Below are 15,920 nucleotides of genomic sequence, written 5' to 3'. Positions count from 1 at the left end.
GGGCCCGCCTTGCGCGGGCCCGTTTTCGTTCGGGCACGGCTGATCCATCCGGGCGGGGGACTGACAGCAGGGCGTGCTGATGCAGGGGACATGCAGGGGACAGTGTATTTGTTTCGTGCGGAGTGGCGGGCGCTGGAGGTGCGCAGCGAGGAGGCCGCTCCGGGGCAGGACGCACGGATCCGGCAGAAGTGAATATACTGTCCCCCTGTCTGCGCCGTCCCCTGATCCGCCCTTCTGATCCGCGTGTCCCGAACCCCGCGTCGGCGTACGGCGCGGTTCACGGCCCGCGCCGATCACGGTCGGCGCGGGCATCCGACACACGCGGCGGGGGCCGCCGCGTATCGCTATCCTTGCGCCCGATGTCGATACCCGAATCCAGCCCCCGCATCGCCGAAGCCGTCGATCGCCTGCAAGGCGCCGGCCTCGCGGATGCCGAAGCCGCGCGCCGCGTGCTGTTCGCCAGCAACTTCGTCCTGCACTGGGTGGAACGTGCCCCGGACGACTCGGTCGCTGCCTTCGCAGCCGTGTGCGGGCAGCCGCCGGACGCGGCTGCGCTGCGCGTCGAGCTCGAAGACATCGATCGCGACCATGCCGACGAAGACGCCTTCAAGGCCGCGATACGGCGCGTACGCAACCGCGAGCAGGCGCGCATCGCCTGGCGGGCGATCACCGCGGCCGACGATCTCGACGCTACCCTGTCCGCTTCCACGGGGCTGGCCGATGCCTGCATCACGGTGGCGCTGGCGCGCGCGCGCCGGGCGGTCGCGCAGCGCTTCGGTGTGCCGCGCGACGCCGACGGTGCCGAAGTGCCGTGCATCGTGCTGGGCATGGGCAAGCTCGGCGGCGGTGAGCTGAACTTCTCGTCCGACGTCGATCTGATGCTCTTCTTCGGCGCCCCCGGCGAATGCGATGGCGCCAAGGCGCGGGCCAACGACGAGTACTTCGCGCAGGTCGTGCGCCTGCTCACCGCCTATCTCGCCGAATCCACCGCCGAGGGCTTCGTCTACCGTGTCGACTGGGCGCTGCGCCCGTTCGGGCTGTCCGGCCCGGCCGCCATGCACTTCGCGGCGGCCGAGGACTACTACCAGACCCATGGCCGCGAGTGGGAGCGCTACGCGATGATCAAGGCGCGCATGGTGGCGGGGGACCACGAACCCGGCGCGCGCTTCATGCGCATCCTGCAGCCCTTCGTCTATCGGCGCTATCTCGACTACACCGCCATCGAGTCGCTGCGCGAGCTCAAGGGCCGCATCGCCGAGGATCTGGCGCGGCGGCGGCAGAGCGACAACATCAAGCTCGGGCGCGGCGGCATCCGGGATCTCGAGTTCGTCGTGCAGGCCTTCCAGCTCATCCGCGGCGGTCACGAGGAAGCGCTGCGCAACCGGTCGCTGCGTGCCACTCTGGCCGCTCTGGGGCGCGGCGGCCACATGCCGCCTGAGCAGTGCGAGGCGCTGGATGCCGCGTACGCGCTGCTGCGTCGTGTCGAGAACGCGCTGCAGATGCGCCAGGATGGCCAGACCCACAGCCTGCCCGACGACGCGGACGAGCGGGCCGCCGTGGCGGCGGCACTCGAGCGCGACTGGGACGCGCTCCGCGCGCGCCTCGACGAAGCGCGCGAGACGGTCGCCTCCGCCTTCGATGCCCTCTTCGCCGAACCCGAAGCAGCGCCCTCCGGACGCGATGATGGCGCCGGCATCCTGGGGCTCTGGCAGGGCAGCGTGACGCCCGACGATGCCGTCGCCGCGCTGGTGTCCGACGACTACGGCGAGGATGACGCACGCAAGGCGGTCGAGACCGTCGACCGGCTGCGCCGCAGCCGCCTGGTGAGCGACATGCGCGAGCTGTCGCAGAGCCGCCTGGGCGATCTGCTCGACCAGCTGTTCCGCGAGGCGAAGGCGCTCGACGCGCCCGGCAAGGCGCTGTCGCGTGCGCTGGAAGTGGTCGAGCGGCTGGCCGGCCGCGGCACCTATGTCAGCCTGCTGCGCGAGTCCGAGATCGCGCGCGAGCAGTTGCTGCGGCTGTGCATGGCCAGCCCGTGGATCGCGCATCTGCTGGCGCAGCAGCCCATGCTGCTCGATCAGCTGCTCGACAGCCGGGCGCTGTACGAGCCGCCCGATCGCGATGCCATGGCCGCCGAGCTCCGGCGCCGTCTCGACGAGATGCCGGAGGCCGACATCGAGGCGCGCATGAACCTGCTGCGGCGCTACCGCCAGGAGATCGTGCTGCGCGTCGCGGCCGCCGACCGTCTGGCCGGCCTGCCGCTGCCCAAGGTCAGCGACCGCCTGACCTGGCTCGCCGAAGTCATCGTCGAGGTCACCATCGACGAAGTGCGCCGCGAGATGCGGGCCGAATACGGTGCGCCGCTGCGCGGCGACGATTCCGAGGCCGGATTCGCGGTCATCGGCTACGGCAAGCTCGGCGGCATCGAGATGGGCTACGGCTCCGACCTCGATGTGGTGTTTCTGCACGACTGCGACGATCAGGGGGCCGAGACCCAGGGCGGCCGCCGCAGCGTCGCGGCGGCGGTGTGGTTCTCGCGCTTCGCTCAGCGGCTTGTGCACTGGTTATCGACCCAGACCGCCGCCGGCCGTGTCTACGAGGTCGATCTCCAGCTCCGGCCGAGCGGCAGTGCGGGGCTGCTGGTCACCAGCTTCGAGGCCTTCGCGCAGTACCAGCGCCAGAAGGCGTGGACCTGGGAGCATCAGGCGCTGGTGCGCGCGCGTCACGTCTGCGGCACGCCGGCCATCGGCGAAGCCTTCGAGACCCTGCGCCGCGAGCTGCTGTGCATCGAGCGCGATGCCGCCGCACTGGCGACCGAGATCGTCGCCATGCGCGACCGCATGCGCAAGCATCTCGATACCAGCAACAGCGAGCGCTGGGACGTCAAGCAGGGACCCGGCGGGCTCGCCGATCTGGAGTTCGCGACCCAGTTCCTGGTCATGTGCCACGCCCACGGCCATCCGGCGCTGGTCGACTGGCCGGATCAGTGGCGCCAGACCGACGCCCTCGCCGAAGCCGGGCTGCTGGCATCCGACGAGGCCGAGGCCGCGGTGGCCGCCTATCGCGAGCTGCGGGCGCTGGTGCACGAGCGCGCGCTCGACGAGGCCGACGGCACCGCTCCGGTCGATGCGGCGGCGTCGGCGCGCGCGGTGGTGGGGCGACTGTGGCAGCGCTGCGAGGATGCAGCCGGCGACGCCGCATCATCGTAAAATGCCCGCCTTTGCCCAACCGGAATTCTGACGTGACGACATTCGCCGATCGCGATGGCTTCATCTGGTACGACGGCGAGATGGTGCCCTGGCGCGAGGCCACCACTCACGTCCTGACCTACTCGCTGCACTACGGCGTCGGCTGCTTCGAGGGTGTGCGCGCCTACAAGACGCCCAAGGGCAGCGCCATCTTCCGCCTGCACGATCACACGCGGCGGCTGTTCAACAGCGCCAAGATCCTGGGCATGCCCATGCCCTTCACGCCCGACGAGCTCAACGCCGCGCAGAAGGAAGTGCTGCGCGCGAACAATCTCGACGAGGCCTATCTGCGACCGATGGTGTTCTACGGCTCCGAGGGCATGGGCCTGCGGGCCGACAACCTCAAGGTGCACATCATCATCGCGGCCTGGCCCTGGGGCAGCTACCTGGGCGCCGAGAACCTCGAGCGCGGCATCCGCGTGCGCACCAGCTCCTTCACGCGCCACCACGTCAATGCCGCCATGTGCCGCGCCAAGGCCAACGGCTACTACATCAACTCGATGATGGCGCTGGGCGAGGCCACGCGCGACGGCTACGACGAAGCCCTCATGCTCGACACCCAGGGCCATGTCGCCGAGGGCAGCGCCGAGAACCTCTTCGTGGTGCGCGACGGCGAGCTGTCCACGCCGGACCTCAATTCCTGCCTCGACGGCATCACCCGCCGCACCCTCATCACGCTGGCCGAGGAAGCGGGGTACACCGTCCGCGAGCGCCGCATCACGCGCGATGAGGTCTACATCGCCGACGAGGCCTTCTTCACCGGCACCGCCGCCGAGGTCACCCCGATCCGCGAGGTCGACAACCGCGCCATCGGCGACGGCAGGCGGGGCCCGATCACCGAGGAGCTGCAGCGCACCTACCTCGATGTGGTCAAGGGCGGCGGCGCCCAGCACGAGCACTGGCGCGCCTACCTGGACTGACGGCGCGCGGGGACGCGCCCGCTGTCAGTTCGCGGCGCGCGCCCGCGCCACTGCCGCGCGCACCTGCGCCGGCGCGGTGCCGCCGGCGTGGTCGCGCGCGGCCACCGAGCCCTCGACGCGCAGGACATCGAAGACGTCGTCCTCGATCTCGGCCGAGAAGGCCTGCAGCGCATCCAGCGGCATGGCGGCGAGCTCGCGGCCCTCGTCCAGAGCCTGGGCAACGACGCCGCCGACGACGTGGTGGGCGTCGCGGAAGGCCATGCCCTTGCGCACCAGGTAGTCGGCCAGATCCGTGGCGGTGGAGTACCCCTCGACGGCCGCCCTGCGGCAGGTCTCGCGATTGACGGCGAGCGCCGGGATCAGGTCGGCGTAGAGGCCGACGCACGCAGCCACGGTGTCGTGGGCGTCGAACAGCGGCTCCTTGTCCTCCTGGTTGTCGCGGTTGTAGGCCAGCGGCTGACCCTTCATGAGCATCAGCAGGCTCATCAGGTCGCCGGTGACGCGCGCGGTCTTGCCGCGCACCAGCTCGGGCACGTCGGGGTTCTTCTTCTGCGGCATGATCGAGCTGCCGGTGCAGAAGCGGTCTGGGAGCTGCACGAAGCCGAACATCGGCGTGCTCCACAGGATCAGCTCCTCGCTCCAGCGCGACAGGTGCACCATCAGGAGACCGGCGGCGTGCACGAACTCGATGGCGAAGTCGCGATCCGAGACCGCGTCCAGCGAGTTGGCGGTGATGCCGTCGAAGCCGAGGTCGGCGGCCACCGATTCGCGATCGATGGGGTAGACCGTGCCGGCCAGCGCCGCCGAGCCCAGCGGGCAGATGTTGGCGCGTTTGCGCGCATCCATCAGTCGGGCGCGGTCGCGCAGGATCTGCTCGCGCCAGGCCAGCATGTGATGGCCGAAGCTGACCGGCTGCGCCACCTGCAGGTGCGTGAAGCCGGGCATGATGGTGTCGGCCTCGGCTTCGGCGAGGTCGACCAGCGCCGTGCTCAGCCGGTCGATGTCGGTCACCAGCGCGTCGATGGCGTCGCGCACGTAGAGGCGGACGTCGGTGGCGATCTGGTCGTTGCGCGAGCGGCCGGTGTGCAGGCGCTTGCCGGCCTCGCCGATGCGCTCGGTGAGGGCGCTCTCGATGTTCATGTGCACGTCCTCGAGCGCGGTGTCCCAGACGAAATCGCCGGCGGCGATATCGCTGGCGATGGTGTCCAGGCCCTCGCAGATCGCGGTGACATCCGCACCCGATAGCACGCCGACGCGGCCCAGCATGCGCGCATGGGCCTTCGATCCGGCAATATCCTGTCTCCACAGGCGCGCATCGAAGCTCACCGACTCGCTGAAGGCTTCGACGGCCTCGGAGGTCGATTCGGAGAAGCGGCCGCCCCAGAGCTTGGCGTTGGACATGGTGCAGATCGATCCGGAAAACGTGGCGCGTAGTATAGGCAGGCACCATCCACTGGAGCCGTCGGCGTGACCGTGGTCGCCGTGCCCGAGCCGGAAACGGCGATGCCCCTGCCGGACTTCTGCCGCTTCCGGCGGCTGCTCGCGCTGGTGGCGGTGGTCGAGGTCATGGCGCTGATGTTCGCGCTCATCGTGCCGTCGGAGACGCCGCAGCTGCTGGCGGCGCGCATCGTGCTGACCTCCGCCTACCTGCAGATCATCAGCCTGCTGTGCGCGGCGGGCCTGTGCGCGCTGCGCCGCTTGCTCGCGGGACGTCCGCGGTCGCCGGTGTTCCTGATCGCGTGGCTGCTGATCGTCGCGGTGGCAGGGGTGGTGAGCCTGGCCGGCTACGCTGCATCGCGCGAGTTCCTCGATCCGGGCGTGCTGTCGGGCGAGTCGCGCGCCTGGTTCGTGCTGCGCAACGCTGCGGTGGCGGCGCTGGCCGGTTTCCTGCTGCTGCGCTATTTCGCGGCCCGCGCGCAGTGGGAGGATCACATCCGTACCGAGAGCGAGGCGCGCTACCAGTCGCTGTCGGCACGCATCCGGCCGCACTTCCTGTTCAACTGCCTCAACAGCATCGCGGCGCTCATCGCCATCAAGCCGGCCGCTGCGGAAACCATGGTCGAGGACCTCTCGGACCTGTTCCGCGCCAGCCTCGCCAAGGGCGATCCGCAGATCACCATGGCCGAGGAGCTCGATCTGGTGCGCAAGTTCGCGCGCATCGAGCAGACCCGGCTGGGCGCGCGTCTCGGCATCGACTGGGATCTGCCCGAAGCGGTGATGCCGATGTCGATCCCGCGTCTCACCATCCAGCCGCTGGTGGAGAATGCCGTGCATCACGGCGCCGCGCGCACCAGGGGGCCGGTTACCATTGTGGTCCGCGCCAAGCTCGAGGGGGACCTGCTGGTGGTGGAGGTGATCAATCCGACGCCTCCGGAGGACGCGGAGACGCACAGCAGCGGCTCGCAGACCGCGATCGCCAACATTGCCCAGCGGGTGCGCCTGCTATACGGTGCTGAGGCATCATTGGATCTGCGTCGCGAGGAGGGGAGTTTCTGTGCGCGCCTTCAGTTGCCGGCACGACCGCTGAACGCAGACGGTTCATAGATAAGCGAATATCGAAATGCGAGTCATCATCGTTGACGACGAACCCCTGGCGCGCGAGCGCCTGCGCCGCCTGGTGGCGGAGTTTCCCGGCTACGAGGTCGTGGGCGAGGCGAGTGATGGCGAGACCGCGCTCGACGTCATCGACGACGAGCAGCCGGACATCGTCTTTCTCGACATCCGCATGGGGGGCATGGACGGCCTGCAGGTCGCCCGTCAGCTCGCGGAACTGGATCTGCCGCCGGCGGTGATCTTCACCACCGCCTACGCCGAGCACGCGCTGTCGGCCTTCGATGCCGCCGCCGCCGGCTATCTGCTCAAGCCGATCCGCAAGGAGAAGCTGCGCGACATCCTGCTGCGCGTGCGCCGGCCCAGCCGGGCGCATCAGGCGGGGCCGGCCGAGGCCGCCGGCGACGCGCCCAAGCGCGAGTTCGTGCTCGCCACCACGCGCGACGGCCTGATCCGCATCCCGTGGTCCGACGTGGTCTATTTCCTCGCCGACCAGAAGTACACCACCGTGCATCACCTGCACGGCGAGGTCCTCATCGAGGAGTCGCTGAAGATGCTTGAGCAGGACTTCTCGCCCTGGTTCATCCGCGTGCACCGCAAGGCGCTGGTGGCCACCCGCTTCATCCAGAGCCTCGAGCGCGGCAAGGGTGACGAGGAGCAGCACTGGTTGCGCGTGCGTCACGCCAGCCAGCTCATTCCGGTGTCGCGCCGGCGCCTTCCCGAGGTGCGCCGCTTCATCCAGGACAGCTCCAGCGGCGAATGACGGCCGCCGGTACCGGCGCGGGCGTGTTGCGCATCGCCACGCGGCGCTCGCCGCTGGCGATGTGGCAGGCCGAGCACGTGGCGGAGCGCCTGCGCACGGCGCATCCGGCGCTCGGCGTCGAGCTGCTGCCCATGACCACGCAGGGGGATCGCGAGCTGTCGCGCTCGCTCGCCACCAGCGGCGGCAAGGGGCTGTTCGTCAAGGAGCTCGAGCTCGCCATGCTCGAAGGGCGCGCCGATATCGCGGTCCACTCCATGAAGGATGTGCCGGCCCAGCTGCCGGATGGTCTCGCCCTGACCGCGATCCTGGCGGCCGAGAACCCGCGCGACGCCTTCGTCAGCAACCGGCACGACGGCCTCGACGCGCTTCCCCGGGGGGCGCGCGTGGGTACCGCCAGCCTGCGCCGGCAGTCGCAGCTCAAGGCCCTGCGGCCGGATCTCGTGATCGAGGTGCTGCGCGGCAACGTCAATACCCGGCTGAAGCGGCTCGACGACGGCGATTTCGATGCCATCCTGCTGGCCTGCGCGGGCCTCGAACGGCTGGGCTTCCACGACCGCATCCGCGAGGCGCTCGATCCGGCGACCTTCGTGCCCGCCTGCGCGCAGGGCATCATCGGCATCGAGTCGCGCGACGACGAAGCGCTGCGCGCGCGCCTGGCGCCCCTGCACGACAGTCCCACCGCCATCCGCCTGGCGGCCGAGCGCGCCTTCTCGGCGCGTCTGGGCGGCGCCTGCACGGTGCCCGTGGCCGGCCACGCGCGACTGGACGGCGATCGCATTCATCTGGACGGACTGGTGGCCAGTCCGGACGGCCTCAGCCTGGTGCGCGATCAGTGCACGGCGAGCGCCGCCGACGCCGCCGACTGCGGACACGGACTGGCCGAGACACTGCTTGAGCGGGGGGCGCGCGCCATCCTCGCCGACATGGGGATCGAGGCATGAAGACCCTGCTCATCACGCGCCCCCACGATCACGCCGGGCCGCTCGCCGAGTCGGCCGAGCAGGCGGGCTGGCGGGCCATCTGCCTGCCGCTGTTCGCGATCACCGACATCGGAAGCGATGCCGAGCGGCGGCTGCGTCTCGACGCCGTTGCCGATGCCGACTGGTGGATCTTCACCAGCGCCAACGCGGTTGCCGCCGCGCGGCGCGCGGGTCCCGACCGCTGGGCGCGCACGGCCGCCATCGGCGCAGCCACCGCCACCGCCCTGGAGAGCGCCGGCTTTCCGCCGGAAGCGATGCCGGAGCAGTCCTATTCCACCGAAGCCCTGCTGGCGCTGCCGCAGTTCGAGACCGTCGAGGGTCAGCGCATCGTCATCGTCGGCAACGAGGCGGCGCGCCCGACGCTGGCGCAGCGACTGGCCGAGGGCGGAGCGCAGGTCGACAGCCTGCCGGTGTACCGGCTCGATCCCATCGAGCACGACGCTGGCGGGGTGGCCGCCGCGGTGCGCGATGCCGGCGTCACGGTACTGACCAGCGCGTCCGCCGCCGATCGCCTGTGGCAACTCAGTGACGCCGCGACCCGTCGCCGTCTGGCCGACATGCCGCTGGTCGTGCCCAGCCGGCGCGTCGCCGATCATTGCACGCGGCGTGGCCTGCACGGGCCGCATGCCGTCGCGCAGCCCATGTCCAACGCCGCGCTTCTGGCGGCTGCCGATACACTACCGGTCATGCACAAGCCCGAAAACGAGAACGAGGCGCCGGCAGCCGCGAGCGCCGCACCGCCCGAACCCGCTCCGGAGCCGGAAGGCGGTGCCGCGAGCCCCGCCGCAGCGCCCGACGCACCGGCGCCCGAACCGGCGCCGCCGGAAGCCGGAGCGCCCGCACCGGACAACGCTGCCGAACCCGTCGACGGCGGCAGTGGCGCGCCGCCGGCCGCACCGCCTGCACCGCCTGCACCGCCCGCACCGCCCGCCGGGCGACGGCGCGGCGGCGGCGTGACGATCGCCATTCTCGTGCTGCTCTGGCTATTGCTGGCGGCAGCCTTCGCCGGAGCGTCGTGGTGGGGCTGGCAGCGCCTGCAGGCCTTGGAGGCTGGGCAGGAGGACCGTCTGGCGTCGCTTGCCGACCGTGTCGAGGGGCAGCAGTCGCGGGTCGACGGCGCGCGATCCGATGCCCGGGCGGCGGCCAGTGCCGCCGCCTCCGCCGATCGCGCCGTCAGGGACCTCTCGGGCCGCGTCGACACGCAGGGCGAGCGCATGGCCGAGATCGCGCGCATGGTCGACGCCGGCCGCGCGCGCGCCCACATCGTGGCGGCGGAGCAGCTGATGCTCACCGCGAACGAGCATCTTCAGCTGGGGCTCGACGTCGACGCCGCCCTCGAGGGGCTGGCGCTCGCCGACGAACGCCTTGCGGCGCTCGACGATCCGCGCTTCTTCGCCGTGCGCGAGAAGCTGGCCGAGGAGATGGCCGCCCTGCGCGGCGTCGAGCGGCCCGACCGGACCGCGATGGCGCTCAAGCTGTCGAGCCTGATCGCCCGTGCCGACAAGCTGCGCCTGCGCGGCGGCGTCCCCGATGCGAGCGCGCCCGAGCTGCCGGAGCATTCGCAGGATGCCGACCGGCTGCCGGCGTGGCAGCGCGCCGTGGCAAGCGTTCGCGAGGCGCTTTCCAGTGTCTTCGTGGTGCGGCGCACCGATGTGCCGGTGAAGCCGCTGATGGCGCCCGAGCAGGACGGACTGGTGCGCAGCGTCCTGCTGCTGCGGCTGGAATCCGCTCGCGGGGCCCTGCTGGCCGGCGAGCAGGCGACCTTCGATGCCGCGCTCGACGGCGCCGTTCAGTGGCTGCAGGCACAGTACGCCGATGGTGACCCCGGCGTGGATGCCGCGATCGCCACGCTGCGCGAGCTGCGCGGCACCACGCTGTCACCGGCGCTGCCCGATGTCGGTGGCAGCCTGTCGCGGCTGCGCCGCGTGGCCGACGCGCTCGGCGGAGACGCGGGCTGATGCGTGCCCTGCTGCTGCTGATCCTGCTGTTCGCGGTCGGTGCTGCCTCCGCCTACTACCTGCGCGACGACAACGGCTATGTGCTGGTCAGCTGGGGCCACTGGATGGTGGAGACCTCGGTGGTCGGCATGCTCGCCGGTCTGGTCGCCCTGCTGGTGGTGGCGCTGGTCGTCGTGCGCGCGCTCTCTGCCGGGTTCCAGCTGCCCGGGACAGTGCGCGAAGGGCTGGCGCGGCGCCGCGCCGCGCGCCGGCATCGCGCCCTGGTGCGCGGCACGCTCCTGTGGCTCGCCGGCCGCGCCGAGCGCGCGGAGACCACGCTCGAGAAGGAGCTCCCGGACGATGCCGCCGAGGCCGCGTGCCACCATCTGCTCGCCGCGCGCGCTGCCGAGGCGCAGGGGCAGGGCACCCGGAGCGAGCACTATCTGGAGCGGGCCGCGCTCGCCGACGACGCAGTGGTCGGCGAAGCCGTGACCCTGATGCGGGCCGACCAGGCCATCGCCGGGGACGATCTGGAAGGCGCCCGCGCGGCGCTCGAATCGCTGCGCGAGCGCAATCCGTCGCATCCCCGCGTCTATCCGGTGCTGGCGGGCGTGCTGGTCGCGCAGCAGCGCTGGCGCGATGCCTTCGACCTGCTGTGCACCGCCGAAAAGGCGCGCGGATGGTCGGAAGGGCAGTGGCGCGAGATCACCGCCCGCGCGCTGGCCGGCGCGCTCGGCGAATGCCTGCGCATCGAGGAGGCCCGGCAGCTTTGGTCGCGCGTGCCGGCGGTGCTGCAGAAGGACGCCGACTGCGAAGGTCACTACGCCGACGCGCTGCTGCGCCTGAACGACGAGAAGGGCCTGATGGCCGTGATCCACAAGGCGCTGGAGCGGCGCTGGGCGCCGGACATGGTGCGGCGCTTCCTGCGCGCCGAGCCGCCGGACAATGTCGCGGCGCTGGCCAGTGTCGAGCAGTGGCTGCAGCGTCACGGCGAACAGCCCGAGCTGCTGCTCGCCGCCGCGCACACCTGTCGCCGCAACCGCCTCTGGGGCAAGGCACGCAGCTATCTCGACGCGCTGCTGGCGCAGGCGCCGAGCGCCGAGGCGCACTACGAGTACGGCCAGCTCTGCGGCGCCACCCAGCAGCCCGAGGAAGCGCGCCAGCACTTCGAGGCCGGCCTCAAGCTGGCCCTCGCGGAGTAGCCCGCACGGGCCCAAGCGCGCGACTGCCGGCGATCGCCGGCCTTCGTCGCCCCGCCCGCGTCGCGCCCCTCGGCGTGCCGGGGCTTCAACGATTCGGCGGAGACCGCCGCGGGTCGACCCCGGTTCGGCCCGGGCTCAGGCGGCGTGTGCCGCGGAGCCGGTCTTCCGCCAGGAGTAGACGCGCATGGGCGGCACGTTGCGCGGCTCGAAGCGGCGCCGCGGCGCCCCCAGGATCGGGCGCGCGATCTCGGCCACCCGGTCGCGGAATTGATAGGCCACGAACCGTCCGCCCGGGGCGAGGGCGGCCCATACGCCGTTGATGACGGCTTCCCCGGTTTCCTGCGGCATGGTCGAGAACGGAATGCCCGAGACCACCGCATCGGGCGCCGGCAGCGCATGGCGCGCGAGGATGGCGGCGAGGTCGACCGCGCTGCCGCAGTGCGCGATGAGACGGGGATCGTCGTTGGTGTCGAGCACGTCGACGAAGTCCGGGGCGATGTCGATGGCGAGCAGCCGTGCGTCGTCACGCATCGCGCCCAGCAGGGCCCGGGTGGTACCGCCGGTGCCCGGGCCGAGCTCGACCACCAGGCGGGCATTGGCCAGCTCGCAGGCATCCACGATGCGGCGTTCCAGGAAGCGCGAACTCGGGATCACGGAGCCCACGACTTCGGGTTGGCGCAGGAACCCGCGGAAGAACGCGAGTCCGTGGCGCTCGCGATGGCCGTTCGGGGACTTCGGCATGCTCAGCCCCGCTGCGGCATGGTGAAGCGGCGCCTGAGTGCCGCCAGCGCCACGCCGACGAGAAACAGACCCAGCCCTTCGTCGCCGCCGCCGCTGTCACCGCCGCCGTCGTTGCCGCCGCCGCCCGTCATGCCGCCGCCGGGCGCCGCGGCCTGGTCCGACGCCGTCACGCTGCGTGCGCCGCTGCCGGCGGGGTCGAGGAAGGCGCGCAGCGGCGTGCCGAGCTCGCCGCCGCGCGTGAACGCGACATCGAGACGGCCGTAGAAGTCGGGGCCCAGCGTGTCGGGCGTGCTGCCGATGCCCAGGAAGCCGGAGTTGCCGCAGGCCGAGCTGCCGCCGGAAAGCACGCCGATGAGTCGCTCCTCGGGCGACCACAGGGCGGAGCCGGAGCTGCCCGGCTCGGTCACGCCGTCGTTCCACTCGACGCGCCAGGATTCGACGGTCTGATCCCGGGAGCCGATCAGGCTGCCGTCGGTGATGGTGACCGTCTGCCGCGCCACCGGATCGGTGAACACGCTGATCTTCTTGAGATCGCCAGCGGGGTGGTGGACGCCGACGCCGCTGTCGGCGCCGCTGCCGCTGGCGTCCCATCCGCCGTAGATGGCGCCGAACGACGCCGGCGGGGCCTGCGACAGGCGTATCAGGGCGGTATCCGACAGGCGGTCGCGGTACAGCAGGCGCTCGCCGGCCAGCACCTCGTTGGTCGCGAAGCCGGTGTCGGCGTTGCACTGGCGGCTCTGGAAGTTGAAGACGGCCGCGACCGAGTCGGCGGTGAATCCGTCGTCCTCGCTGCTGCGGATGCCGCAGTGATCGGCCGTGAGCACGAGCGGGTCGCGGTCCCGGAGCGTGTTGTTGATCAGCGTGCCGTTGCACACCAGCTGGTTGCCGATCACCAGCAGCACGGTGGCGCGGATGGCGCGGTCCCAGTCGTCGCCCAGCGGGCAGGCGACATTGTTGTGGCAGCCCCCGGCATCGCCGACGTCCTTGGTGGTGGCGCCGTCGAGCGGGTGCACGCCGTAGTGGAGCTCGGCGTCGCCGATGCGCAGCGCCGATATCATGGAGGACGGTGCCTCGAAGCGCAGGCGTGCGGTGCCGCCGTGCACCAGCGGGATCCAGAGGCGCCCGTCCGGGCCGACGTCCGTCCGCGTGTACGGCCCGCGAGTGCGCGCATCGCGCCCGGCCAGCGACACGGTGGCGTCATCGGGGAGCATCAGGCCGTCGAGGCGCAGCCCGAGGTAATGGGCGTCGGGGGCGTCGATCCGCATCTCCCAGACCGCGCGGTCGCCGGTGACTTCCCATTCCGTCGCGCGCGGCGCGATCGCCAGCGGCACGGCGACGCCGCTGCGCAGCACCGGCTGCACGGCAAGGCCCGCCGGCTGCTCCGACTGCGCCGGCGTCTGCGGGGCGGGGATCTCGACCGTGACCGAGGGCAGCGCCGCCAGGGCCGGGCCCGCCGGCGCGATGGCCAGCAGCAGCGTGATCGCGCGGATACGGGAAAGTGCGGGGTGCTTCGTCTCGATCATTGTCGGGATCCTTCTCCGAGGACGTCCCGGCACTATGCCCGAGACGCCGGGCGCGCGCAGCCGGCCTTCGACGGTGGCGCTAGGGTTTCGTGGGCCAGGTCACATGCGCATCGTCGAAGCTGTCGTAGTGCAGGTGATCGGGGTCCAGACCGGCGGTCAGTGCGACCTGCTTGGTGGCCGTGACCATGGCGGGCGGTCCGCTGGCGTAGAGCGCGTGCCCGGACAGGTCCGGATAGGCCGCCGCCACCTGCTCGTGCACGAGCCCGCGTGCGCCGCCCCAGTCGGCACCGGCGTCGCTGCACACCGGCGTGTAGCGCAGTGCCGGGTGGCTGTCGATCCAGCGCTCGACCAGATCGTGCTGGTAGAGATCCTCTGGTCCGCGGACACCCCAGAACAGGTGCATCGGGCGCGGGTCGCCGCTCCGCAGCGCTTCCTCGATGATGGCCTTGATGGGCGCGAAGCCGGTGCCGCCGGCAACCAGCACGGCGGGGCGCGGATCGTCGTGCAGGTAGAACGCGCCCAGCGGGCCCTCGAAGCGCAGCATGGCGCGCTCGGGGAGCTCCTCGGCGACATGGCGCCCGAAGCGCCCGCCCGGTGTGACCTTGACGTGCAGCTCCAGTGTCGCGCCGTCCGGCGGTGCGGCGAGCGAGAAGCTGCGCCGGCCGCCATCGTCCAGCAGGAAGTCGATGTACTGTCCGGCGAGGAACGCGAAGGAGGCGTCGCCGCGCGGCAGCTTGAGCCAGACGCCCAGGACGTCCTCCGACAGCCAGCGGCGTTCGAGCAGCCGGCACGGCCAGATGTCGGGACTGATTCCTGCCGCGGCGGCCGGCGCCTGCCAGTCCAGATGGATGTCGGTGCGGGCTTCGCACTGGCAGAGCAGCACGTAACCGCGATCGCGCTCGGCCTCCGACAGCGCGCGCAGCGGCTGCCGGGCATGCACTTCGCCCGAGCGCAGCCGACAGCGGCACGCCGCGCAGCTGCCGCTCGCGCAGCCGTAGGGCAGGGGTACGCCGGCGGCGAGGCCGGCCTCGAGCAGGGTCTGATCGTCTGCGGCGGCGAAGCTCCGGCCGCTGTCACCCAAGTACACTTGATGGGTCATGGAATCGCGAATCTGGATTGTCGGCTGCGGCGATATCGGCCTGCGCATTGCGCAGCGCCTGCAGCGGGAAGGCGAGGAGCCTACCGGAGTGGTGCGGAGCCCTCAAAGTGCCGAGCGCCTGCGTGCGGCCGGCATCGCCGCCCACCGCTGCGATCTCGACCACGAGACACCACCCGCGAACGGGACCGTGCTGTGGCTCGCGCCGCCGCCGCGCGAGGGACGCACCGATCCGCGCATCGCACGCTTCGTCGCGGCCCGACCGTCGGTTGCGCGCATGATCTATCTCTCCACCTCGGGGGTCTACGGCGACTGCGACGGCGCCTGGATCGACGAGGACGCCCCCATGCGGCCGAAGACCGCACGCGCCGAGCGTCGGGTCGATGCCGAGCGCGTCCTCGCCGCATGGGCCGACGATGCCGGCATCGACCTGCGCGTGCTGCGCGTGCCCGGCATCTACGGGCCCGGACGGCTGCCCGAGGCAAGGTTGCGCGCCGGCACGCCGACGATCGCGCCCGCGCAGTCACCCTTCACCAACCGCATCCATGCCGACGATCTCGCTGCCGCCGCACTGGCCGTGCTGGCACGCGGGCGTGCCGGCAGGGCCTACAACATCGCCGACGGAAACCCCACCACCATGGCCGACTACTTTCAGCGCTGCGCCCGCCTGCTCGGATTGCCGGAGCCGCCCGCCCTGCCGCCGGAGGAGGCGCGTGCCGGCATGAGCGCGGCAATGTGGTCCTTCATGGAGGAGAGCAAGCGTCTGCGCGTCGATCGCCTGCGCGACGAGATCGGGTTCCGCTGGCAGTACCCGGATCTCGAATCCGGTCTGCGGAGCTGTCTGTGAGCGCGCGCATGCGGTGCCATAGACGTGCAGGCCCGTACGCATTGCTGGCGGCGCTGGTGATGGCCGCCGTGGCCGCCTGCGGCGGAGCCGGTGCGCCTCCCGTCGAGGCGCTG

12 protein-coding genes are annotated in these 15,920 nt (G+C 71.6%); 8 read left to right on the top strand and 4 right to left on the bottom strand.

From position 1 onward, the window contains the following. Positions 1 to 359: 359 nt before the first annotated feature. On the top strand, positions 360 to 3,209 hold the full coding sequence (gene glnE / locus KAH28_RS09455; protein WP_290575992.1) for a bifunctional [glutamate--ammonia ligase]-adenylyl-L-tyrosine phosphorylase/[glutamate--ammonia-ligase] adenylyltransferase: 2,850 nt from the start codon (positions 360 to 362) through the stop codon (positions 3,207 to 3,209). 32 nt (positions 3,210 to 3,241) lie between these two features. Beyond that, positions 3,242 to 4,168 (top strand): branched-chain amino acid transaminase, encoded by a 927-nt coding sequence (locus KAH28_RS09450; protein WP_290575990.1) that lies wholly within the window; start codon positions 3,242 to 3,244, stop codon positions 4,166 to 4,168. Positions 4,169 to 4,192: 24 nt separating this feature from the next. Here KAH28_RS09450 and argH read toward each other — a convergent pair whose 3' ends face one another. Continuing rightward, positions 4,193 to 5,569: an argininosuccinate lyase gene (gene argH / locus KAH28_RS09445; protein ID WP_290575988.1), complete on the bottom strand. Its 1,377-nt coding sequence runs from the start codon at positions 5,567 to 5,569 to the stop codon at positions 4,193 to 4,195. A 66-nt stretch (positions 5,570 to 5,635) separates the two neighbouring features. Here argH and KAH28_RS09440 point away from each other — a divergent pair, with 66 nt between their 5' ends. From KAH28_RS09440 to KAH28_RS09420, 5 genes are read left to right on the top strand one after another with little or no spacing between them, the layout of a single operon-like run. After that, positions 5,636 to 6,712, top strand: coding sequence for a histidine kinase (locus KAH28_RS09440; RefSeq protein ID WP_290575986.1), 1,077 nt, complete (start codon positions 5,636 to 5,638; stop codon positions 6,710 to 6,712). A 16-nt stretch (positions 6,713 to 6,728) separates the two neighbouring features. Next, positions 6,729 to 7,481, top strand: a complete 753-nt coding sequence (locus KAH28_RS09435) for a LytTR family DNA-binding domain-containing protein (RefSeq protein ID WP_290575984.1) — start codon at positions 6,729 to 6,731, stop codon at positions 7,479 to 7,481. Further along, the gene (hemC, locus tag KAH28_RS09430) at positions 7,478 to 8,422 is read left to right on the top strand and encodes a hydroxymethylbilane synthase (RefSeq protein WP_290575982.1); all 945 of its coding nucleotides are present in this window, start codon (positions 7,478 to 7,480) and stop codon (positions 8,420 to 8,422) included. Before KAH28_RS09435 ends, hemC begins: the two co-directional genes overlap by 4 nt. After that, entirely contained in the window at positions 8,419 to 10,419 is a 2,001-nt protein-coding gene (locus KAH28_RS09425; RefSeq protein WP_290575980.1) for a uroporphyrinogen-III C-methyltransferase, read from the top strand. Before hemC ends, KAH28_RS09425 begins: the two co-directional genes overlap by 4 nt. Continuing rightward, positions 10,419 to 11,600: a heme biosynthesis HemY N-terminal domain-containing protein gene (locus tag KAH28_RS09420; protein ID WP_290575978.1), complete on the top strand. Its 1,182-nt coding sequence runs from the start codon at positions 10,419 to 10,421 to the stop codon at positions 11,598 to 11,600. The genes KAH28_RS09425 and KAH28_RS09420 overlap by 1 nt, the downstream gene beginning before the upstream one ends. 135 nt (positions 11,601 to 11,735) lie before the next feature. Here the strand turns inward: KAH28_RS09420 and KAH28_RS09415 are convergent, their stop codons facing one another. From KAH28_RS09415 to KAH28_RS09405, 3 genes are all read right to left on the bottom strand, one after another. Then, entirely contained in the window at positions 11,736 to 12,341 is a 606-nt protein-coding gene (locus KAH28_RS09415; RefSeq protein WP_290575976.1) for a methyltransferase domain-containing protein, read from the bottom strand. A gap of 2 nt (positions 12,342 to 12,343) precedes the next feature. Then, positions 12,344 to 13,864, bottom strand: coding sequence for a trypsin-like peptidase domain-containing protein (locus KAH28_RS09410; RefSeq protein ID WP_290575974.1), 1,521 nt, complete (start codon positions 13,862 to 13,864; stop codon positions 12,344 to 12,346). A gap of 79 nt (positions 13,865 to 13,943) precedes the next feature. Further along, entirely contained in the window at positions 13,944 to 14,963 is a 1,020-nt protein-coding gene (locus tag KAH28_RS09405) for a 2Fe-2S iron-sulfur cluster-binding protein (protein ID WP_290575972.1), read from the bottom strand. On the opposite strand from KAH28_RS09405, the gene KAH28_RS09400 reads away from it, so the two are divergent. Next, positions 14,962 to 15,807, top strand: a complete 846-nt coding sequence (locus KAH28_RS09400; RefSeq protein ID WP_290575970.1) for an NAD-dependent epimerase/dehydratase family protein — start codon at positions 14,962 to 14,964, stop codon at positions 15,805 to 15,807. The two genes, KAH28_RS09405 and KAH28_RS09400, sit on opposite strands and share 2 nt — an antisense overlap. The last annotated feature ends 113 nt before the right edge of the window (positions 15,808 to 15,920 follow it).

Source organism: Algiphilus sp. (assembly GCF_023145115.1).
GTDB lineage: Bacteria > Pseudomonadota > Gammaproteobacteria > Nevskiales > Nevskiaceae > Algiphilus.
Note: the sequence above shows the minus strand (reverse complement) of the source record. Positions and strands in the feature narration are given on the sequence as shown.

Coding starts and splice junctions, on each gene's coding strand:
- argH (WP_290575988.1), bottom strand. CDS start 5,569: ATGTCCAACGCCAAGCTCTGGGGCGGCCGCTTCTCCGAATCGACCTCC.
- hemC (WP_290575982.1), top strand. CDS start 7,478: ATGACGGCCGCCGGTACCGGCGCGGGCGTGTTGCGCATCGCCACGCGG.
- KAH28_RS09420 (WP_290575978.1), top strand. CDS start 10,419: ATGCGTGCCCTGCTGCTGCTGATCCTGCTGTTCGCGGTCGGTGCTGCC.
- KAH28_RS09405 (WP_290575972.1), bottom strand. CDS start 14,963: ATGACCCATCAAGTGTACTTGGGTGACAGCGGCCGGAGCTTCGCCGCC.
- glnE (WP_290575992.1), top strand. CDS start 360: ATGTCGATACCCGAATCCAGCCCCCGCATCGCCGAAGCCGTCGATCGC.
- KAH28_RS09410 (WP_290575974.1), bottom strand. CDS start 13,864: ATGATCGAGACGAAGCACCCCGCACTTTCCCGTATCCGCGCGATCACG.
- KAH28_RS09400 (WP_290575970.1), top strand. CDS start 14,962: ATGGAATCGCGAATCTGGATTGTCGGCTGCGGCGATATCGGCCTGCGC.
- KAH28_RS09435 (WP_290575984.1), top strand. CDS start 6,729: ATGCGAGTCATCATCGTTGACGACGAACCCCTGGCGCGCGAGCGCCTG.
- KAH28_RS09425 (WP_290575980.1), top strand. CDS start 8,419: ATGAAGACCCTGCTCATCACGCGCCCCCACGATCACGCCGGGCCGCTC.
- KAH28_RS09415 (WP_290575976.1), bottom strand. CDS start 12,341: ATGCCGAAGTCCCCGAACGGCCATCGCGAGCGCCACGGACTCGCGTTC.